The 18983-nt window shown below is 57.5% G+C and carries 21 protein-coding genes; 16 read left to right on the top strand and 5 right to left on the bottom strand.

Annotation, left to right across the window (positions count from 1 at the left end; translation table 11 throughout):
- Positions 1-25 precede the first annotated feature (25 nt).
- The 5 genes from ACIPY9_RS21300 (at position 26) to ACIPY9_RS21280 (ending at position 4190) form a co-directional block, all read left to right on the top strand.
- Complete coding sequence (locus ACIPY9_RS21300) at positions 26-1189, top strand: MFS transporter (protein ID WP_400706083.1); 1164 nt, start codon at positions 26-28, stop codon at positions 1187-1189.
- Entirely contained in the window at positions 1186-1800 is a 615-nt protein-coding gene (locus ACIPY9_RS21295; RefSeq protein WP_400706080.1) for a methylthioribulose 1-phosphate dehydratase, read from the top strand. The genes ACIPY9_RS21300 and ACIPY9_RS21295 overlap by 4 nt, the downstream gene beginning before the upstream one ends.
- 79 nt (positions 1801-1879) lie before the next feature.
- The gene (locus ACIPY9_RS21290) at positions 1880-2425 is read left to right on the top strand and encodes a 1,2-dihydroxy-3-keto-5-methylthiopentene dioxygenase (protein WP_400706077.1); all 546 of its coding nucleotides are present in this window, start codon (positions 1880-1882) and stop codon (positions 2423-2425) included.
- Positions 2426-2498: 73 nt separating this feature from the next.
- Entirely contained in the window at positions 2499-3182 is a 684-nt protein-coding gene (gene mtnC, locus ACIPY9_RS21285) for an acireductone synthase (protein ID WP_400706074.1), read from the top strand.
- 285 nt (positions 3183-3467) lie between these two features.
- Complete coding sequence (locus ACIPY9_RS21280) at positions 3468-4190, top strand: LuxR C-terminal-related transcriptional regulator (RefSeq protein WP_400706071.1); 723 nt, start codon at positions 3468-3470, stop codon at positions 4188-4190.
- Between the two features lie 43 nt (positions 4191-4233).
- On the opposite strand, the gene ACIPY9_RS21275 is transcribed toward ACIPY9_RS21280, so the two are convergent.
- Positions 4234-4512: a DUF3509 domain-containing protein gene (locus ACIPY9_RS21275; RefSeq protein ID WP_400706068.1), complete on the bottom strand. Its 279-nt coding sequence runs from the start codon at positions 4510-4512 to the stop codon at positions 4234-4236.
- 321 nt (positions 4513-4833) lie between these two features.
- Here ACIPY9_RS21275 and ACIPY9_RS21270 point away from each other — a divergent pair, with 321 nt between their 5' ends.
- Both ACIPY9_RS21270 and ACIPY9_RS21265 read left to right on the top strand, forming a co-directional pair.
- Entirely contained in the window at positions 4834-5364 is a 531-nt protein-coding gene (locus tag ACIPY9_RS21270; protein WP_400706065.1) for an ankyrin repeat domain-containing protein, read from the top strand.
- Between the two features lie 88 nt (positions 5365-5452).
- Positions 5453-5971: a hypothetical protein gene (locus ACIPY9_RS21265; protein ID WP_400706062.1), complete on the top strand. Its 519-nt coding sequence runs from the start codon at positions 5453-5455 to the stop codon at positions 5969-5971.
- Here the strand turns inward: ACIPY9_RS21265 and ACIPY9_RS21260 are convergent.
- Positions 5968-6894 (bottom strand): ZIP family metal transporter, encoded by a 927-nt coding sequence (locus tag ACIPY9_RS21260; protein ID WP_400706059.1) that lies wholly within the window; start codon positions 6892-6894, stop codon positions 5968-5970. The two genes, ACIPY9_RS21265 and ACIPY9_RS21260, sit on opposite strands and share 4 nt — an antisense overlap.
- Before the next feature lie 129 nt (positions 6895-7023).
- On the opposite strand from ACIPY9_RS21260, the gene ACIPY9_RS21255 reads away from it, so the two are divergent.
- The 8 genes from ACIPY9_RS21255 (at position 7024) to ACIPY9_RS21220 (ending at position 15192) form a co-directional block, all read left to right on the top strand.
- The gene (locus tag ACIPY9_RS21255) at positions 7024-7215 is read left to right on the top strand and encodes a PLDc N-terminal domain-containing protein (RefSeq protein ID WP_400706056.1); all 192 of its coding nucleotides are present in this window, start codon (positions 7024-7026) and stop codon (positions 7213-7215) included.
- Positions 7216-7341: 126 nt separating this feature from the next.
- Complete coding sequence (speE, locus tag ACIPY9_RS21250) at positions 7342-8202, top strand: polyamine aminopropyltransferase (protein WP_400706053.1); 861 nt, start codon at positions 7342-7344, stop codon at positions 8200-8202.
- Positions 8203-8468: 266 nt separating this feature from the next.
- A complete protein-coding gene (locus ACIPY9_RS21245) occupies positions 8469-10559 on the top strand; it encodes an LTA synthase family protein (protein ID WP_400706050.1) in 2091 nt (696 codons plus the stop codon).
- Between the two features lie 130 nt (positions 10560-10689).
- Entirely contained in the window at positions 10690-10926 is a 237-nt protein-coding gene (locus ACIPY9_RS21240) for a hypothetical protein (RefSeq protein WP_400706047.1), read from the top strand.
- A gap of 240 nt (positions 10927-11166) precedes the next feature.
- Positions 11167-11508: a ribonuclease E inhibitor RraB gene (locus tag ACIPY9_RS21235; protein WP_400706044.1), complete on the top strand. Its 342-nt coding sequence runs from the start codon at positions 11167-11169 to the stop codon at positions 11506-11508.
- Positions 11509-12019: 511 nt separating this feature from the next.
- Positions 12020-13429 carry a circularly permuted type 2 ATP-grasp protein gene (locus tag ACIPY9_RS21230; protein WP_400706041.1) on the top strand — a complete coding sequence of 470 codons (1410 nt, stop codon included), beginning with the start codon at positions 12020-12022 and terminating at the stop codon, positions 13427-13429.
- Positions 13430-13441: 12 nt separating this feature from the next.
- Positions 13442-14398, top strand: a complete 957-nt coding sequence (locus ACIPY9_RS21225; RefSeq protein ID WP_400706038.1) for an alpha-E domain-containing protein — start codon at positions 13442-13444, stop codon at positions 14396-14398.
- A complete protein-coding gene (locus tag ACIPY9_RS21220; RefSeq protein ID WP_400706035.1) occupies positions 14395-15192 on the top strand; it encodes a transglutaminase domain-containing protein in 798 nt (265 codons plus the stop codon). The genes ACIPY9_RS21225 and ACIPY9_RS21220 overlap by 4 nt, the downstream gene beginning before the upstream one ends.
- A 66-nt stretch (positions 15193-15258) precedes the next feature.
- Here ACIPY9_RS21220 and ACIPY9_RS21215 read toward each other — a convergent pair whose 3' ends face one another.
- Both ACIPY9_RS21215 and ACIPY9_RS21210 read right to left on the bottom strand, forming a co-directional pair.
- Positions 15259-16062, bottom strand: coding sequence for a c-type cytochrome (locus ACIPY9_RS21215; RefSeq protein WP_400706032.1), 804 nt, complete (start codon positions 16060-16062; stop codon positions 15259-15261).
- A gap of 5 nt (positions 16063-16067) precedes the next feature.
- Positions 16068-16439, bottom strand: a complete 372-nt coding sequence (locus tag ACIPY9_RS21210; RefSeq protein ID WP_400706029.1) for a rhodanese-like domain-containing protein — start codon at positions 16437-16439, stop codon at positions 16068-16070.
- A gap of 690 nt (positions 16440-17129) precedes the next feature.
- Between ACIPY9_RS21210 and ACIPY9_RS21205 the strand changes: the two genes are divergently transcribed.
- Positions 17130-17858 (top strand): amidotransferase, encoded by a 729-nt coding sequence (locus ACIPY9_RS21205; protein ID WP_400706026.1) that lies wholly within the window; start codon positions 17130-17132, stop codon positions 17856-17858.
- A 176-nt stretch (positions 17859-18034) separates the two neighbouring features.
- Here the strand turns inward: ACIPY9_RS21205 and ACIPY9_RS21200 are convergent, their stop codons facing one another.
- Positions 18035-18970, bottom strand: coding sequence for a LysR family transcriptional regulator (locus ACIPY9_RS21200; protein WP_400706023.1), 936 nt, complete (start codon positions 18968-18970; stop codon positions 18035-18037).
- Positions 18971-18983: the final 13 nt, after the last annotated feature.

Below are 18983 nucleotides of genomic sequence, written 5' to 3'. Positions count from 1 at the left end.
GGCGCTCCGGTTATGGATGACTGACGTGGCGCCACTGCCTGCCGGGCAGTTGCCTTACTGGCGACTGTCCAGCTTCTACATCTTCTACTTCGCCATGCTGGGTTCGATCGCGCCCTTTCTGGCCCTGTATTTCCATCACCTGGGGTTCTCCAGTGCGCGGATTGGCGAGCTGGTGGCCATCCCGATGCTGATGCGCTGCATCGCGCCCAATCTGTGGGGCTGGCTGGGGGACCACACGGGCCGGCGTTTGTCGATCGTGCGTTTTGGTGCCGTCTGCGCCCTGTTGACCTTCTCCCTGATCCTGCTGGACAAGAGCTATGTCTGGCTGGCGATGGTCATGGCGCTGTATTCGTTCTTCTGGCACGCCATCCTGCCGCAGTTCGAGGTCATCACCCTGGCGCACCTGCGCGAACAGCCCGCGCGCTACAGTCAGGTCCGGCTGTGGGGCTCCATCGGTTTCATTCTGGCGGTGGTGATGCTGGGGGCGGTGTTCGAGTGGTTCAGCATGGACTGGTTTCCTCAGGTGTTGCTGGTCATTCTGGTCGGCATCCTGATCAGCAGCTGGTGGGTGCCCAATGCACAGCCGGTGGTTTCGACCCTGGCACACGATTCCGGCGGTTTTCTCAGGCAACTGACCCGTCCCGCTGTGTTGGTCTTCTATGCCTGTGTGGCCCTGATGCAACTCAGCCACGGGCCGTATTACACCTTTCTGACCCTGCATCTGGAGCAGTTGGGCTACAGCCGCGGAGTGATCGGCGTGCTGTGGGCACTCGGCGTCGTGGCTGAAATCCTGATGTTCATGGGCATGAGCCGGATCCTGCAACGCTTCTCCGTGCGCCAGGTATTGATGGCCAGTTTCCTGCTGGCATCGCTGCGCTGGTTGCTGCTGGGCAGTTTTGCCGAACACCTTCTGGCGCTGCTGGCGATCCAGCTCATGCACGCGGCGACCTTCGGCAGCTTTCACGCGGCTGCCATCCATTTCGTGCAACGTAGCTTCGGTTCGCGCCAGCAAGGGCAGGGGCAGGCGTTATATTCCGCCTTGTCCGGTGTGGGCGGTGCCCTGGGGGCGTTGTACTCCGGCTACAGCTGGAATGTGCTCGGGCCGTTCTGGACCTTCGCCATCGCCAGCCTTGCGGCATTCGTCGCAGCCGTCATGATTGCTACACCCAAGAAAGAGGAGGGGATATGACCCGCGAACAACTCAGCCTGGAAATCATCGAAGCCGGGCGATTCCTGTATGGGCGGGGCTGGTCGCCTGCCACCAGCAGCAACTATTCCGTACGCCTGTCCGCGACCGAAGCGCTGCTGACGGTTTCAGGCAAGCACAAGGGGCAACTGGGCATCGACGATGTGCTGGCCACCGACCTTGCCGGCAACAGCCTGGAACCGGGCAAGAAACCTTCCGCCGAAACCCTTCTGCATACCCAGCTTTACAGCTGCAAGCCGGAAGTGGGGGCTGTACTGCACACGCACTCGGTCAATGCGACCGTGCTGTCTCGTCTGACCGACGCCGATCATCTGGTGTTTGAAGATTACGAGTTGCAAAAGGCTTTCAATGGCGTGGTCACCCATGAGTCCCGGGTCGTGGTGCCGATTTTCGATAACGATCAGGATATTGCCCGTCTGGCGTCGAAAGTGCAGCCTTGGCTGGATGCTCATCCTGACTGCGCCGGCTATCTGATTCGCGGGCATGGCCTGTATACCTGGGGCGCGAAGATGAAAGATGCGCTGCGTCAGATCGAGGCGTTCGAGTTTCTGTTCGAGTGTGAGCTGAAAATGCGCACGGTCTTGAATCGTTGACCTTTAACCGTTAATCAGGGAACCCTGCCTGAACGGCCTGTAAAAGCCGGGGGGTGTGTTTCCAGCCGAGGAATTTGCCATGAGCTGCCTGTCCGTCTATCACGTTTCCAGCCCCGATGTGCCCAACAAGGTACTGACTCACCCGGAAGATATCGCTTCGACCCTGGCCGAGCACGGTGTCGCCTTTGATCGCTGGCAGGCGTCTGCGCCGATTACACCGGGCGCCAGTCAGGAAGAAGTGATCAGTGCCTACCGCACTCAGATCGACAAGCTGATGACCGAGCATGGCTATATCACCGTCGATGTGGTCAGCCTCAGCAGCGATCATCCGCAAAAGGCCGAGCTGCGGGCCAAGTTCCTCGAAGAGCATCGCCATGGTGAAGACGAAGTGCGTTTCTTCGTCGCCGGTCGTGGCCTGTTCACCCTGCATATCGACGATTACGTCTATGCCGTGCTGTGTGAAAAGAACGACCTGATCTCGGTGCCGGCCGGCACACGGCACTGGTTCGACATGGGCGAAAATCCGCATTTCGTTGCCATTCGCCTGTTCAACAACCCGGAAGGCTGGGTGGCGAATTTCACGGGAGAAGATATCGCCGGTCGTTTTCCACGGCTGGATGATTGATTCTTTTCGCGAATGAATTCGCTCCTACGGTGTAGGAGTTCGTCTGTCATTTTTATCCAGGAGCCCACCCCTGATGTCCATCAAAGCCATCCTTACGGATATCGAAGGCACCACGAGTGCAGTGAGCTTTGTATTCGATGTGCTGTTTCCGTTCGCGGCAAAGCACTTGCCTGACTTTGTTCGTCAGCATGCCGAACAGCCAGCCGTCGCCGCTCAATTGCAGGCCGTGCGTCTTGAGAGCCACGAACCTGACGCCGATGTCGAGCGGGTCATTGCCATTCTGCTGGAGTGGATTGCCCAGGACCGCAAGGCGACACCACTCAAGGCCTTGCAAGGCATGGTCTGGGAGCAGGGCTACAACGCGGGACAACTCAAGGGGCATGTCTACCCCGATGCGGTCGAGGCGCTCAAACGCTGGCATCAGGAAGGCTATGAACTTTACGTTTATTCCTCCGGTTCGATCCAGGCTCAGCAACTGATTTTCGGTTGCTCGGAGGCGGGCGATCTGTCCGGGCTGTTCCGTGGTTATTTCGACACCACCTCCGGGCCCAAGCGCGAAGCGCAATCCTATCGCACGATTACCGCTGCGATTGGCCGTCCGGCCGAAGAGATTCTGTTCCTGTCGGATATCGTTGAAGAGCTCGATGCCGCCCAGGCGGCAGGCATGGCCACATGCGGTCTGGTACGTGCCGGTGGTGAATTGCCAGGGCATGAGTGCGTGGCCAGCTTTGCCGTCATAGCCCCCGAAAAATTTTAACCTTCCCCGTAGGAGCGAATTCATTCGCGAAGACTGCACTCCTGCCGCTGAATACCTTGCGGATGCTCTCTTCATGAATGAATTCGCTCCTGTCTTTTTGTATTTCTGTCAGCGCTATCCGGCTTTCAAGTAGGCCCGTGCCTGTCTGCTTGTACATAAATCCTGTTTGTTTGAACGCGCGTTTTTAAACGTTTTTATTCGTGTAAGTTCAGGCCGTCAGCACCCTCTGATAATCAAAAAGAATCAGCTGTGCCTACAGGGGGAATGAAACAGGAGCGGCCGAAGATGTGCAGTGCAAGGACAGTAAATACAACGATGGGTTTATTGATACAGCAGATGGTGAACAGTGTTACCGAGGTCGATGGGCAGGTCGCTATCGAAAATGCACTCCAGTGGCTCAGGCGCGAGTGCCGGTGTGAACGTGCGATGTTCTATCAGTTCAAGGGGCCGTCACTGTTGACGTTCATTACCTCCAATGTGGAGGACGTCTGGGGGGATATCTATCGGAGTCGCCGACTGATAACGGAGGACCCGGTCATTCGCAGCTATCGCAATACCCTGGGTTTTCTGGACTGGCGAGAAGCGTTCAAGCAATACCAGGCGCCCGATGGCTATGACTCGGCCGTTGAGGCATGCCGACTCATGCCTGCCTTGTCTTACGGATATTCCAGTCAGTGCCGGGGCATTCGTGGCGTGACTTCGGTCTGTACCTTGAGCGCAATGCAGCGCAATGCCACCACCGATGACCGTTACCTGTTGAGCAGCCTGGTACCCGTGCTGCACATGGTCGGCAGGGGCACGACGTTCCGGTCCCATGGTCTGACGGGCAAGGAGCTGGAAATATTGCAGTGGGCACGAGATGGCAAGACTGCCTGGGAAATTGCCTCGATTCGCGAGGTCTCCGAAGCCACGGTCAAATACCACTTCAAGATGATCTACGGGAAACTCGGCGTTGCCAATCGGGCGCAAGCGGTAGGGGAAGCGTTGTGTCGTGGTCTGATCAGGTAAAACAGGGTCGTTTGCCGCCGACCGTGATCGGCGGCACGATCGATCAACGGGTGTGATAGGTCGGCAAGTCAAAGCGATGCTGGCTTTGCAGCATGGAAATGGCAGGCAGCTCACTGGCCTGGGCGGCCAGGTCGCGACGAATGGCACTGATCACCCATTCAAGCTGCACGGGTGTGTGCAGCTGTGCATAGGAAATGGAACGACGAATCTGTTTGCCTTCGGAATCTCGCAATGAGAGCAGGACGCCACCATCCGGACGAGGCTGGGTGGTAACGGAGTAGTTGGAAAAGACGGACGCAAATTTTTCTTGGATGAAAGACATGTCTAGCGGCTCCATGGCTCATGGGATAACAAGCTTGGAAGGACTATTGCAGTGTCCATGCCATCATGGTTTTCAAATAAAATCCTTATAAATCAATATGTTGTGAATATGATGATTTTCATCTTTCGTGCATTTTGCATGACAGGTCATCGTGCATCCTGCATTTTGCTGGTTATGGGGGGGCGGCAAGGCGTGAAAAGGAGGTGGAATATTTTCCTATCGGGCGCATAGCTTGACCCTGAAGGCACCTATGGCAAGACTTGCGTTCAGAGTGCTTACTGCCACAAGTGAAAATCATGCCTTTGCGCCAAGGAGTGACGTATGACCGATTCAACGATCAATGAGCCGAAATCCATGACTGCCGACGAAGCCGCCGAGTTCGCCGAACAGGTGTTCGAGGTGGCGCGTCAGGGAGATGCCGTCATGTTGAACCGGCTGCTGGAAAAAGGTCTGCCTGCCAATCTGCGCAATCACAAGGGCGATACCTTATTGATGCTGGCCAGCTATTACGGCCATCAGGACGCCGTCCAGGTGCTGCTTGACCACAAGGCCGATCCGGAAATCCGCAACGACAATGGTCAGAGCCCGATTGCCGGGGCGGCATTCAAGGGCGATCTGGCAGTGGTCAGGCTGCTTGTGGAGTCGGGAGCGGATGTGGAAGGGGCTTCCGTGGACGGGCGCACGGCCTTGATGATGGCGGCCATGTTCAACCGCACGGAAATCGTGGATTACCTGATCGAACAGGGGGCCAACCCGCATGCTCGCGATGCCAAGGGCGTCAGTGCGCTGGGGGCGGCGCAGGCCATGGGCGCTGCCGAGACCGCCGCACAACTGAGCAGGCTTGGCGTTTGAGCGATCAAATCCTGAATCGATAGAGGTGCGCAGCGTTTCCCGCTATCCTTCGCGCCTCGTTTTTTGCTCTCCATTCAGGAATCCCCCCATGAAAGACACCCTCATTGAGTTCATCGGCAAAATCAGTTCGGGTTGCATGGGGGATGACGAGATTGCACGCATCGCCGACGAAGCCGCCCAGGCCTATGCCGACCCCGAAGCGTTTCTGGCGGCCAATCCCGATATCAATTACGACGACACCTTTCCAATCCCTCTGGGGGAGTGGGTCGTGATCGGCAGCCTGCCGGAAACCGTGCTGTTCCAGGCGGACACCTACATGGACCTCTTCGAGCAGATCGTCCAGTCGTTCGGCAAGGACGTGGCTTTCAATATCAAGCCTAAACAGTTGGCCAAGGTCGAGGCGCTGACAGCGCTCAACCGTATCCAGATTCAGTTGAGCAGCATGAACAAGGAAATGGGCGGTTATGTGCTCATGAACCTGAGCCAGCCGCTGGATGACGAATTGCAGGCCGTGCTGGTCTACGGCTGTGATGAAGCGCGAGTGCTGGAACTGGCCGAAAAGGTGGGCATCCATGCCGCACCGGCATTGAAGGCGTTGAAGGGCTAACCCAGCGCCGTATCCAGAAACATCATCACCCCGAAGCCCAGCATCAGGCCCAGCGTTGCGGGCGTCTGGTGACCGTTGCGATGGGTTTCGGGGATGACTTCGTGGGACACCACGAAAATCATGGCTCCGGCAGCCAGCCCCAGACTGAGTGGGTAGGCAATCGCGAAGCCGCTGGAAATCCCCAGGCCCACCATCGAACCCAGGGGTTCCATCAGACCCGAGCCAATCGCCACGAGCATGGCCTTGAACGGCGACAGGCCGGTGGCCCGCAAGGCGAGGGCAATGGCCAGGCCTTCCGGAATGTCCTGAATCGCAATGGCGGTGGTCAGCGGCAGGCCGACGTTCAGGTCGCCACCGGCAAAACTGACGCCAATGGCCATGCCTTCGGGCAGGTTGTGCAGGGTGATGGCAAGCACGAACAGCCAGACCCGGTTGATGCGGTCGGCATGCGGTCCCTGGCGGCCGACGCTTTCGTGTTCATGTGGCGTGAATCGGTCCAGGCCAAGCATCAACAGAACGCCAAGACCCAGCCCGGTCACGACCGTGGCTGCCGCGAACGGGCCGCTGCCGGTGATGTCACGGGCCGCCGCCAGCCCCGGCAGGATCAGGGAAAAGGAACTGGCGGCCAGCATCATCCCGGCCGCGAAACCGAGCATGATGTCCTGGGTGCGCTGGCTGATATTGCGAAACGCGACGGCCATGACGGCCCCCAGCGCAGTCGCCCCGAAACCGGCGGTGCCGCCGATCAAGGCATGGTTCAGATTGCTCTGGTTGGTTCCGAAGAAGGCGTTATAAAGACTGGCGGCCCCCAGGCCAAGAATGATGATCAGTGCCAGAAAGAATCCCAGACTCACCAGTGGGCTGGTCTGGACCTGAGCCGACCATGTTGCCCATAGCGTCCGGGGTTGCAAAGGTGTCTGCATGAAGGATGACCTGCCTGAAAACAAGGGTTCGAGGAATAGTGAACTCAATTTCCGAGCCTGAAAACCTGCCGTTGGTTCAATGGGGCCGACTATTCTCTATAACGTCATTAATCCATCGGGAAAAATGTCATGGGTTCCACGTTCAATAGCCTTGTCGGCTTGGTCATTCTGGCTCTGGATATCTGGGCCATCCTCAACGTACTGAAAAGCGGTGCCGGGGTCGGGGCGAAAGTCCTGTGGATACTGCTGATCCTGCTGCTCCCCGTACTGGGGCTGATTATCTGGGCGATTGTCGGGCCGCGAGGCAATGTGCGGATCTGAAAAAGCCCACGGGAATCGATTTATCCGCGGTAGAGGTTCGACCTGTCATCGTTCGCAACGTAGAATGCGCGCCTTTCTTGTGGGCGGTCGGCCGTCCTGTCATCAGTATTTATCGGGAGCTTACCCATGAGCGATTATCAGGAAACGTTATACGAAGGCTATGGCCAGCGCTTTCGTATGGAAAAGATGCTGCATGAAGTCCGTACCGAGCATCAGCATCTGGTGATTTTCCAGAACCCGCGCATGGGCCGCGTGATGGCGCTGGATGGTGTGATCCAGACCACCGAGGCCGATGAGTTCATCTACCACGAAATGCTGACTCACGTACCGATTCTGGCGCACGGCGCTGCCCGGCGCGTACTGATCATCGGCGGCGGTGACGGCGGCATGCTGCGTGAAGTCGCCAAGCACAGAAGTGTCGAGCACATCACCATGGTCGAGATCGATGCCACCGTGGTCGAGATGTGCAAGGAATTCCTGCCGAATCACTCCAGCGGTGCTTTCGAGGACCCGCGCCTGAACCTGGTGATCGATGACGGCATGCGTTTCGTCGCGACCACCGAGGAGAAGTTCGACGTGATCATTTCCGACTCCACCGACCCGATCGGTCCGGGTGAAGTCCTGTTCTCGGAGAACTTCTACCAGGCCTGCCACCGTTGCCTGAACGACGACGGCATTCTGGTCACTCAGAATGGCACGCCTTTCATGCAGTTGAGCGGCGTACAGACCACTGCCGGGCGCATGAACGGCCTGTTCGCGGACTGGCACTTCTATCAGGCGGCCGTTCCGACCTACATCGGCGGTGCAATGACCTTTGCCTGGGGTTCCACCAACACGGCCTATCGCAAGTTGCCGCTGGAAACCCTGCGTCAGCGCTTTGCCGGCAGCGGCATTGTTACTCGTTATTACAACCCGGAAATCCACATCGGTGCCTTTGCCTTGCCGCAGTACGTGCTGCAAGCGGTGAACAAACCCAGCAATGACTGAGGTTTGAGCAGGGCGCAGGCGTTGTCTGTGCCAGCCCGGGTTACGCCTGCATCGCAATGATTGCAGGCGTTGCCTCCCCGTCGTACGACAAATTTTTCACACCCCCTTGCCCAGAATGTCGCGCGCTCGCTCAGGGTCAACCCCTGCCAGCGCTAAAAAGATGGTAATCACGTACTATCAGCCGCTTCGCGCGCTGCCTCCGGTCTCAGGTCGGCAGGTTTCGCATCTTTGAACTCAATCCTTGAATCCACCGGATCCTGATAAACATGGCCAATACGGACGCCCAGATTCATCGGCAAGCCTTGTCCCGCCTGCAACCCCCCAACGTCAAATCACATCTGGCTTACATACTGCTCAGCGGCCTGGCCCTGATGGTGATGTACACCCTGTTGCGTATCGGTTTGCTGGTCTACAACCGTGAAATGATTGGCAGTACGCCGGCATCGACCTTTATCGAAGCGCTGTTCAACGGCATGCGCTTCGACCTGCGCCTGACGATCTATCTGCTCATTCCCCTGATGCTGTCGCTGTTCAGCGCCAGGGCCATGTCGGCACGAGGCTTCTTCCGGTTCTGGCTGACGCTGGTCGGCAGCATCACGCTGTTCCTTGGCCTGATCGAGATGGACTTCTACCGGGAATTCCACCAGCGCCTCAATGGCCTGGTGTTCCAGTACATCAAGGAAGATCCCAAGACGGTCCTGAGCATGCTCTGGTACGGTTTCCCGGTGGTGCGCTACCTGTTGGCGTGGGCATTGGTCACCTGGCTGCTGAGTCTGGTGTTCAAGGGCATTGACCGTGTCACCCGTCCGCGTCAATCCAGTGCCGGTGGCAGCAGCAATCGTTCGATCGCCCCCTGGTACATGCGCGTTGGCATCTTCTTCATCGTGCTGGTCATCGCGGTCATTTCCGCTCGCGGCACCTTGCGTCAGGGCCCGCCGCTGCGTTGGGGCGATGCTTACACCACCGACTCGAATTTCGCCAACCAGCTGGGCCTGAACGGCACATTGACGCTGGTGACCGCTGCGAAAAGCCGCATGTCCGAAGACCGTGACAATATCTGGAAAGCGACCCTGCCTCAGGATCAGGCGCAGCAGGTCGTGCGCGACATGCTGCTGACCCGTAATGACCGGTTGATCGATCCGAATACTGCCGCCGTGCGCCGGGACTTCACGCCTCCGGTGGAGAACACGCTGCCGATTCGCAATGTGGTCGTGATTCTGATGGAAAGCTTCGCCGGTCACTCGGTGGGCGCTCTGGGTGACGAATCCAACATCACGCCATACTTCGACAAACTGTCCAAGGAAGGCCTGCTGTTCGATCGCTTCTTCTCCAACGGCACCCATACCCATCAGGGCATGTTCGCCACCATGGCCTGTTTCCCGAACCTGCCGGGCTTCGAGTACCTGATGCAGACCCCCGAAGGCAGCCACAAGTTGTCGGGCTTGCCGCAACTGCTGAGTGCCGGTCGTAACTACGATGATGTCTATGTCTACAACGGCAACTTTGCCTGGGACAACCAGTCGGGTTTCTTCAGCAACCAGGGCATGACCAACTTCGTTGGCCGTGAGGACTTCGTCAATCCGGTGTTCTCCGATCCGACCTGGGGCGTGTCCGACCAGGACATGTTCGACCGTGGCGCAGAAGAGCTGAAGGCCCGCCAGAATGGCAAGCCGTTCTATGCCTTGCTGCAAACCCTGTCCAACCACACGCCTTATGCCTTGCCGGAAAACCTGCCGGTCGAGCGCGTCACGGGGCACGGTACGCTGGACGAGCATTTGACCGCCATGCGTTATTCCGACTGGGCGCTGGGTCAATTCTTCGAGAAGGCCAAGAAAGAGCCTTACTACAAGAACACCCTGTTCGTCGTGCTGGGTGACCATGGTTTCGGCAACAAGCAGCAATTGACGGAAATGGACCTGGGTCGTTTCAACGTGCCTCTGCTGTTGATCGGGCCGGGTGTGCAGGAAAAGTTCGGCCAGCGCAGCAGTATCGTGGGCACACAGGTCGATGTGGTGCCGACCATCATGGGGCGTCTGGGCGGTGAAACCCGTAACCAGTGCTGGGGCCGTGACCTGCTCAACCTGCCCAAGGGCGACAAGGGCTTCGGCGTGATCAAGCCATCGGGCAGCGAGCAGGTGGTGGCCATCATTCACGGCAACCGCATCCTGATCGAACCGACGGAAATGCCTGCCAAGGTGATGACCTATACCCTGGGTGCCAACCCGCATGCGGAACTGGTTCCCGATGCACCAGACACGGCCGAGCTCAAGCAGAAGCTGGAAAGCTTCCTGCAGACCGCCACCAAGAGCCTTCTGGATAACACGGCCGGGGTAGAGGCCAGCAAGAACCCTAACTGATCGTTTCGTACGGTTGGCAAAGGCCCTCGGCATCGATTGCGAGGGCCTTTTTCTTTTCTGGAACGAATGCCGGTATCAACAGGTCCAGATCACTGTAGGCCAGCGTTCTGGCCTGTTTCTGGAGGCATCGATGAAACAGTGGGCCATTTCGTATCTCGACAAGGATGGTGTTCAACAGCGTCATGATGTTGATTCTCTTGAGCGCCCGAGCGAGGAGGTTGCGGCACGTCTCCTGCGTCCGATTCTGTTCCCGGTCACGGGTGAACTGAATCTCAACGATCTGGAAGGGCGAACGGAGGAGCCCACCGTCAAGACACTCAAGGACCATAACAGTGTGCAGATCATCTCCATCACAGAAGTCACGTGATTCACGAGTCTGAAAAGACTTGTGGTCCAGAGACTTGGCATATGGCCAGGGATGGGTCTACTCTGCAAGCGAGGCCGACACGTCGGCCTCCACATGTCTAACACCGGGGTTTATAGACCCGGTTTGGTCAGCTTCATGCTTGATTCCCCACTTCGGATTAACTGTTGTGTGACGGCCGCCGCCCGGTGGTTGTTCTGGAAGAGTTGAAACTCTATCTATCGTTGCATAGGAGGACGTTTCATGAGCACAGCCTATCAAGAGGACATCAGCAGTCATGTACTGCGCCGCATGAAAGAAGGCGGTTTTGATTTTGCACGGAGCTATCCCATCGAGTTTTATGCCGTATTCCCGGATGAGGAACGGGCACGGCAGGCAGCAGGGCAATTTCGTGGTGAATCCATCAATACACAGATCAACGTGCGTGACGACGGTGCGTGGCACCTGCAGTTGAGCAAGGTGATGTATGCCACCTATGACGGTATCGGAGATTTCGAGCAGGATTTCCAGAGCATGATCTCACCGCTGGATGGGGAGGTCGAAGGCTGGGGCGTCACGGCAGAGATCAGACGACTACACGCTTGAACCACTTCGATAAAACCATTGCCGGCCAATTGCGGATATTTTCCGGATTGGCCGGTCGTGTTTCTGCGCATTCTTTTCCTTCCGGTTCGTAACGTTTTCAACTCCTTGTCCGGCAACAATATGGTCAATTTTTGTCGTTCCGAAATTCCGTGACCCAAAAAAAAGCCACTCGTTGGAGTGGCTCAAAGGGAATTTCTGTGAGGAAAAGCGTGAGGTCGCGGTACATCCTGAAAAAGTCGAACCAGAGGTTCAGGCCAGTGTTGCTTCGCTTGGGGCCGATTATGGCGAACTAATATCCAACCATGAAATCAACTCTGACTATGCTGGTGATAGGTTTTGCGATTGAGCGACGCTTCTGAATGAAGCGTAGGAGAATTTGCTAAGTCGTTTATTGCACAGGAATGGTGCGCTGGATGTCTTTGATTTACATAACTTGTTGATATCAAAGCGTTTATGCCGATGGCACGGGCCTTGCGAAGGCCTTGGGGTCCATGGTGACAAGGAGTACGGCATGATCCGCACCTTTTATGACGAGATGTACGACGCTGGCGGCCAGGTCCGCCCGCATTATCGGGAGTTTGCCCGATGGTTGGGTGATACGCCCCCTGAGCTGCTGGCTCAGCGCAGGCGTGAAGCCGATTTATTGTTTCATCGCGCCGGGATCACGTTCACGCTCTATGGTGACGAACAGGGGACCGAAAGGCTGATCCCTTTCGATACGATCCCGCGCAGCATTCCGGCCAGTGAATGGCGAATCGTGGAGCGGGGCTGCATTCAGCGGGTCAAGGCGCTGAACATGTTCCTGGCCGATCTGTACCACGATCAACGGATCATCAAGGCGGGCATCATTCCTGCCGAGCAAGTGCTGGCCAACGAGCAATACCAGCTGGCAATGCAGGGCCTGAACCTGCATCGCGACCTGTATTCGCATATCTCCGGGGTCGATCTGGTGCGCGATGGCGATGGCACGTATTACGTGCTTGAAGACAACCTGCGTACTCCCAGCGGCGTGAGCTACATGCTCGAAGACCGCAAGATGATGATGCGCCTGTTCCCGGAACTGTTCGCTGCGCAACGCATTGCTCCGATCGATCATTATCCGAACCTGCTGCTCGACACGCTCAAGAGCTCAAGCCCTCTGGACAACCCAAGCGTTGTGGTCCTGACGCCGGGGCGCTTCAACAGTGCCTTCTTCGAGCATGCCTTTCTGGCGCGCGAGATGGGTGTCGAACTGGTGGAAGGGGCTGACCTGTTCGTTCGCGATGACCGCGTCTTCATGCGCACCACTGACGGCCCGAAAGCGGTCGATGTGATCTACCGTCGTCTGGACGATGCCTTCCTCGATCCGCTGGCGTTCAATCCCGAATCGATGCTTGGTGTTCCAGGGCTGCTGTCGGCCTATCGCTCCGGTAATGTGGTGCTGGCCAACGCCATTGGTACAGGGGTGGCGGACGACAAGTCGATTTATCCCTACGTCACGGACATGATCCGTTTCTACCTGGACGAAGAGCCGATCCTGAGGAACGTGCCAACCTGGCAGTGCCGTAAACCCGAAGAGCTGTCCCATGTGCTGGCGAATCTGGGGGATCTGGTCGTCAAGGAAACCCAGGGTTCCGGCGGCTACGGAATGCTCGTCGGGCCGGCTGCAACCGCTGCCGAAATCGAAGCTTTCCGTGCTCGCCTCAAAGCCAAGCCACACGCTTATATCGCCCAACCGACCTTGTCCCTGTCGACCTGTCCGACCTTCGTCGAGAACGGCATCGCACCGCGACATATCGACTTGCGCCCCTTTGTCCTTTCCGGCCGCGAAACCCGCGTCGTGCCTGGCGGGCTCACCCGAGTCGCGTTGCGCGAAGGCTCGCTGGTGGTGAACTCGTCTCAAGGCGGTGGAACCAAGGACACCTGGGTGGTCGAGGATTAAGGATACCTGCCAATGTTAAGTCGAACTGCCTCGGATCTTTTCTGGATGTCACGTTACCTGGAGCGAGCGGAGAACCTCGCCCGGATGATGGACGTGAGTTATTCGCTGTCATTGATGCCCCAGGACGGGCGCGGCGGGCTGGATGAAATTGCCATGCCGCTGCTGATTACCGGAACCCTGGACGCCTATGTGGAGCGTCACGGTGCCTTGCATGCCGAACGCATGCTGCATTTCTTTGCTCTGGATGCGGGCAACCCGGCCAGTATCTACAGTTGTCTGGGCGCCGCACGGGCCAGTGCCCATGCGGTACGGGGCCGGATCACTGCTGACATGTGGGAGAACATCAACTCCACCTGGCTGGAAATTCGCGGGATCGCCGAACAGGGTCTGGCGCGCTATGGCATGAGCCATTTCTGTGAGTGGGTCAAGGAGCGTTCCCACCTGTTCCGGGGGGCGACCTACGGCACCATCATGCGTAACGATGCGTTCCGCTTCATTCGCCTGGGCACCTTCATCGAACGGGCCGACAACACCCTGCGCATGCTCGATGCGCGCTATGAAATGCTTGAACTGCGCGGGCCGCAGGCCAACGCGGCGGCGGACAATTCAGCGGCCGGTTACTACCAGTGGAGTGCGTTGCTGCGTGCCTTGTCGTCCTTCGAGGCGTATACCGAGCTGTACCGCGATGCGCCGGGTGCGCGCCATGTGGCCGAACTCCTGTTGCTGCGTGCCGACATTCCGCGTTCGCTGCGGGCCTGCCTGGAAGAGCTGGACCAGATCCTTTCCATCCTGCCCGGTGCCAACGGACGCCCGGCGCAGCGCATGGCCGCAGAAATGGATGCACGTCTGCGCTACACCGGTATCGACGAGATCCTGGAGGAGGGGCTGCACGAATGGTTGAACGAATTCATTCCTTTGCTGGCCCAACTGGGTGACGCTATCCACACTTCATACCTGGAGGCTGCATGAGACTCTCGATCAGTCACGAAACCACCTATCACTACGAAGATCAGGTGCGCGCCAGTATCCAGTATTTGCGTCTGACGCCCCATGACAGCGAGCGTCAGCAGGTGCTGAGCTGGCAATTGAACCTGCCGCGCCCGGTGCGCGCGCAGATCGATCCGTTCGGCAATATCCTGCACGTCCTGACGCTGGACGAACCCCATGAGGCGATCATCATCGGTGCCCGGGGTCAGGTCGAAATCGACGAAACCCGTGAGGCCGAGCACGAAAGCCAGTCGGCGTTGCCGTTCCTGCGTTTCACCCGGCTGACCGAAGCCGACGATGCCATGCGTGCGTTTGCTGTCAAAGAGAGCCACAAGCGCACGGATCGCACCGGCTTGATCGACTTGATGCAGGCGCTGAATCAGCACATCGTTTACACGCCGGGCGCAACGGAAGTCGATACCCGTGCGACCGAGGCGTTCGCCGGTCGTTCAGGTGTCTGCCAGGACCACACCCATGCCTTCCTGGCCTGCGCCCGCAGCCTGGGTGTGCCGGCGCGGTATGTTTCTGGCTACCTCTACAGCGATGGCAGTGATCATCTGTCCAGTCATGCCTGGGCCGAAGCCTGGATCGACGATGGCTGGTACAGCTTCGATGTCACCAACCAGCTTTCCATTCCTGCGCGCCACCTGAAACTGGCCGTGGGGCTGGATTATCTGGATGCCTGCCCGGTGCGCGGCATGCGCCGTGGCGGCGGTTACGAGCAGATGCATGCCAAGGTGTCCGTCCAGCCTCAGGTTCAGGTACAGCACCAGTAAGCCTTTCGCCAATGAAATCGCTCCGTGGGAGCGGTTTCAACCGCGAAAGTCTCAATGGCCTCTATCTCAACGACCTCTACGCTGCGCCATATGCTGCAAATAACTGATGATCTGCTCCAGCTCTTCATCCGACAGAACCTCTGGCGAGATGGCGGGCATCTTTGCCTGGGGCCAGTGACGCAGGCTCTGCGGGTCGCGCAGGTAACGCTTCAGATAGCCGGGAGCAAAGTATTCCGTCGGACTGTGAGGCAGGTTCAGGTCCGGGCCTAGCTGCGAGTCGCCAGCGTCGTTGAGCCGGTGGCAGGCCAGGCAATTCTTCTGGAACAGCGCAAACCCCAGATTGACCGGGTCGTTCGCGGCCAACTGCGGGTCTGGCATCAGTTTTGGAAAGCGCTCGGCCACAGACGTCTGCAAACGAATCCTGCCTATCGCATAAGGCCATTGTTCCGGGCTGATCCTGCTGGCCTCGGGGTGAGTCCAGACCAGATAGAACGGACCGGCAGTGTGGGAACCATTACCCAGTCCCGGCCAGGGGTGAGTAGGATCCTCGATGGCCAGCCAGGCCTGTGCGCCGTCTTTCTGCAGGAGCGGTGCGGCAGGCATTTCCGCGGCAAAGCCGTCGGTTGCGATGATCTGAAGGTGCGCGTCGGGCTGAACACCTGTGAGCAACCGGGCGATCGGGACAGCGCGATAGGTCATGGGGTGTTTGTAGGACACATCATTGGCTATTCGCACCTCCTGCACGTCAGGATGATTCAGCAGTTGTGCGGTTTCCAGCGTCTGTGTGCCGTCGGCCAGCTCAATGCTCAGTTGAGCGGCCTGCAGAGGCAGGGCCAGCGACAGGGCGGCCAGCAGGAGTGAGTAACGCAAGCACGTTACTCCGCCGGGTCATCGGTAATGTCGTAGAGCGCATTATGCAGTTCTTCGTAATTGCCGCCGTTGATGACGCTGAAATAACCCGCCTGCCTGAGCTTGTCCTGCGCCTTGCTGGCTTTCTCGTTCGAGCTGCTGAAGATGACGAAGGTGGCGTTTCGGTCGTTGAGCACTTGTTTCAACTGATTGACCAGACGTGCATCTTCGACACGTACGGCATTGAGGACGGTGCCGGCATCGTATTCGGTCTGACTGCGCACATCGACGGCCAGTTTCCCTTCCTTCAAGGCTGTCACTGCTGCGGCCTGTTCAACTTCGCCCGCCTGGGCCGTGAAACTCAAGCCTAGGGCAATCACTGCTATCCATTGACGCATAAAACCGTCTCCCATCGTTCGAGTGGGAAGATTGGCACAGTTATCGGCGGCCGGGTAGGGCATGTCGAATCAGCCGAACAAGCGGTTCAGGTTCGGCAGGATCAACAGAAGAGTGGTGGCGAATACAATAAGTCCCGCCTGACGTATTTTCGAATGCTTGAACATGGCTGACGGCCTTTTGTTGTTATTCCTGAGCGACAAAAGCTCACCGAATTCATTCCTTTGGAAATCGGGCAGCTGGCAAAGGTGGTGCTGACGAACAGGTGGTCCCGACCACTAGGCCGGAGACATGACGCTGTACGGTGTTTTTATCGCGTCTCCCGTTACAGATTTAACCTTAGAGGCCACGATGTATCAGGCTTAGAACTGTTTGGAATTTATTTTTTTATTTTTCTTTTTGAATGGTTATGAACGATTTATCTGCCGACTGGACAAGCCTCTTCTAGACACGTTGAGCGTGGGCGCTCATCGGCAACCGTTCGTCAGGGTAAGAAATCTCTTACGACTGGAGGGCACGGTTTTTAAGGGGTGCAGATACTGCCGGGGCGATGGAATCTTCTTTTTTGTTCTTTTGCCGGGATGATTCAGGTTTTCTTGCCAATACTGGCAAAGGGCTCCTTGCCTTGGGGGCCATGTTCAAGGCAGGCTTTGCCCGTGCCCATTGCCTTTTCACTGTTTCAGGTCTTTTTTATGCCGTTACGCATCTGCATTCTGGAAACCGACATCCTGCGCCCGGAACTAGTCGAGCAGTATCAGGGGTATGGGCGGATGTTCGAGTTATTGTTCTCACGCCAGCCGATTGCCGCAGAGTTTTCTGTCTACAACGTGATGCAGGGCGTCTATCCGCCAGAAGACGAACGTTTCGATGCCTACCTGGTGACGGGCAGCAAGGCGGACTCCTTTGGCAGCGATCCCTGGATTCAGACCCTCAAGGTCTATCTGCTGAAGTTGTACGAGCGTGGCGACAAACTGTTGGGGATCTGCTTCGGGCACCAGTTGCTGGCGTTGCTGCTGGGAGGCAGGACCGAGCGCGCCACCCAGGGCTGGGGAGTGGGTATCCATCATTACCGTCTGGCCAATGCAGCGTCCTGGATGACACCGGCCATGGACAACCTGACGCTCTTGATCAGCCATCAGGATCAGGTCACGGCCTTGCCGGAGAATGCCACCGTGATCGCTTCCAGCGATTTCTGCCAGTACGCGGCGTATCACATCAATCATCAGGTGCTGTGTTTCCAGGGGCATCCCGAGTTCATCCATGAGTATTCACGCACCTTGCTGGATATACGGCAGCAATCACTGGGCGAGCAGGTGTATCGCAACGGGTTGGCGAGCCTGGACCATGAGCACCATGGTGCAACGGTGGCCGAGTGGATGATGCGTTTTGTCGCGCACAAGCCGGATACTGGCGTGGTCTGAAAGACGATGTTCCTGGCGCAGCTTGTGCCAGGAATGTCTATCTGTCTGCAGGTTGAGTATTAAAGACGGTCGCCAAGTGCTTGCCTGGCGGCATTGCTGCGTGACGGTTCTGGTGGATCGTCCCGCTTGAGTCGGTTCATTCCTCTGTACTGCTTTGCGCCAGTCTTTCTGTTGCTCTACGTTATGTGGTGATTAGAGCTCATGCCAACAGGTGAGTCCGGCAGTTGCTGGAATACTGCGATAACCCAGTCAATGAAGACCCTGACTTTAATGGGCAAATATTTCCGGGCTGGATACATAACCGAGATTGGCGTATGCCCTGCGTCCTCGGCTGCCAATACCTGCACCAGGCTGCCAGCGGCCAACTCTTTTTGTACGCCTATCAAAGGCACGTGGGCGAGGCCCAATCCATTCACGGCACACGCAACATAAGCATCATGGTTGTTGACCTGCAGCGCAGGCCTCATGCGGATGGATTGTGGCTTTCCATTGACATTGAATACCCACTCTTTGGTCTTCCGCTCGCGGCCGTAGAAGTAGACGATGCCCAAATGATTTTTCAGGTCGTCCAGGCACATGGGGGCTCCATGAGTCTTGATGTAGTCAGGAGAGGCACAAATGATAAAGGGATCGCGGTAAATGGTGCGACTCACCAGGCTTGTAGGGGATGGCTCTCCGATTCGCAGCACGCAGTCGACACCTTCGGCAATCAGGTCGACTTGCTGATCACTCACGCCCAGTATCACTTCAACCTGTGGGTATGCCTCCTTGAAGGCGCTGATATTGGGGATGATCATCGACTTGGCGAGTGAGTTACTCATGTCCACCCGCAACCTTCCTTTCGGTTCGGATAATCCCCCGCCAAAAAAATTCCGGGCTTCTCCCACTGCATTCAAGGTAAGAGCCGCCTGCTCATAGTAGGCCTTGCCTTCAGACGTAAGAGTGGTTCGCCGGGTTGTGCGATGTAAAAGCCGGGCACCTACTTCCTTTTCAAGCTCATTGATTGCCACGGTGACGCTCGGACGCGCCAGGCCGAGTGCCTGCGCGGCACGAGCGAAGCTCTGAAGCTCAGCTACTGTCGTGAAGACCTGTAGTTTTTCCGCGAAATCCATAATAACTCCTGAT

This window comes from Pseudomonas sp. NPDC089734 (genome assembly GCF_044748865.1).
Classification (GTDB): Bacteria; Pseudomonadota; Gammaproteobacteria; order Pseudomonadales; family Pseudomonadaceae; genus Aquipseudomonas.
The sequence above is the reverse complement of the archived record's forward strand: the minus strand, read 5'-3'. Positions and strand labels throughout refer to the sequence as shown.

Bases quoted from the DNA above. Each gene is read 5' to 3' on its own strand.
- ACIPY9_RS21295 (WP_400706080.1), top strand. From the start codon at position 1,186: ATGACCCGCGAACAACTCAGCCTGGAAATCATCGAAGCCGGGCGATTC.
- ACIPY9_RS21265 (WP_400706062.1), top strand. From the start codon at position 5,453: ATGAAAGACACCCTCATTGAGTTCATCGGCAAAATCAGTTCGGGTTGC.
- ACIPY9_RS21235 (WP_400706044.1), top strand. From the start codon at position 11,167: ATGAGCACAGCCTATCAAGAGGACATCAGCAGTCATGTACTGCGCCGC.
- ACIPY9_RS21240 (WP_400706047.1), top strand. From the start codon at position 10,690: ATGAAACAGTGGGCCATTTCGTATCTCGACAAGGATGGTGTTCAACAG.
- ACIPY9_RS21220 (WP_400706035.1), top strand. From the start codon at position 14,395: ATGAGACTCTCGATCAGTCACGAAACCACCTATCACTACGAAGATCAG.
- speE (WP_400706053.1), top strand. From the start codon at position 7,342: ATGAGCGATTATCAGGAAACGTTATACGAAGGCTATGGCCAGCGCTTT.
- ACIPY9_RS21270 (WP_400706065.1), top strand. From the start codon at position 4,834: ATGACCGATTCAACGATCAATGAGCCGAAATCCATGACTGCCGACGAA.
- ACIPY9_RS21290 (WP_400706077.1), top strand. From the start codon at position 1,880: ATGAGCTGCCTGTCCGTCTATCACGTTTCCAGCCCCGATGTGCCCAAC.
- ACIPY9_RS21260 (WP_400706059.1), bottom strand. From the start codon at position 6,894: ATGCAGACACCTTTGCAACCCCGGACGCTATGGGCAACATGGTCGGCT.
- mtnC (WP_400706074.1), top strand. From the start codon at position 2,499: ATGTCCATCAAAGCCATCCTTACGGATATCGAAGGCACCACGAGTGCA.
- ACIPY9_RS21275 (WP_400706068.1), bottom strand. From the start codon at position 4,512: ATGTCTTTCATCCAAGAAAAATTTGCGTCCGTCTTTTCCAACTACTCC.
- ACIPY9_RS21205 (WP_400706026.1), top strand. From the start codon at position 17,130: ATGCCGTTACGCATCTGCATTCTGGAAACCGACATCCTGCGCCCGGAA.
- ACIPY9_RS21230 (WP_400706041.1), top strand. From the start codon at position 12,020: ATGATCCGCACCTTTTATGACGAGATGTACGACGCTGGCGGCCAGGTC.
- ACIPY9_RS21200 (WP_400706023.1), bottom strand. From the start codon at position 18,970: ATGGATTTCGCGGAAAAACTACAGGTCTTCACGACAGTAGCTGAGCTT.
- ACIPY9_RS21255 (WP_400706056.1), top strand. From the start codon at position 7,024: ATGGGTTCCACGTTCAATAGCCTTGTCGGCTTGGTCATTCTGGCTCTG.
- ACIPY9_RS21280 (WP_400706071.1), top strand. From the start codon at position 3,468: ATGTGCAGTGCAAGGACAGTAAATACAACGATGGGTTTATTGATACAG.
- ACIPY9_RS21225 (WP_400706038.1), top strand. From the start codon at position 13,442: ATGTTAAGTCGAACTGCCTCGGATCTTTTCTGGATGTCACGTTACCTG.
- ACIPY9_RS21210 (WP_400706029.1), bottom strand. From the start codon at position 16,439: ATGCGTCAATGGATAGCAGTGATTGCCCTAGGCTTGAGTTTCACGGCC.
- ACIPY9_RS21245 (WP_400706050.1), top strand. From the start codon at position 8,469: ATGGCCAATACGGACGCCCAGATTCATCGGCAAGCCTTGTCCCGCCTG.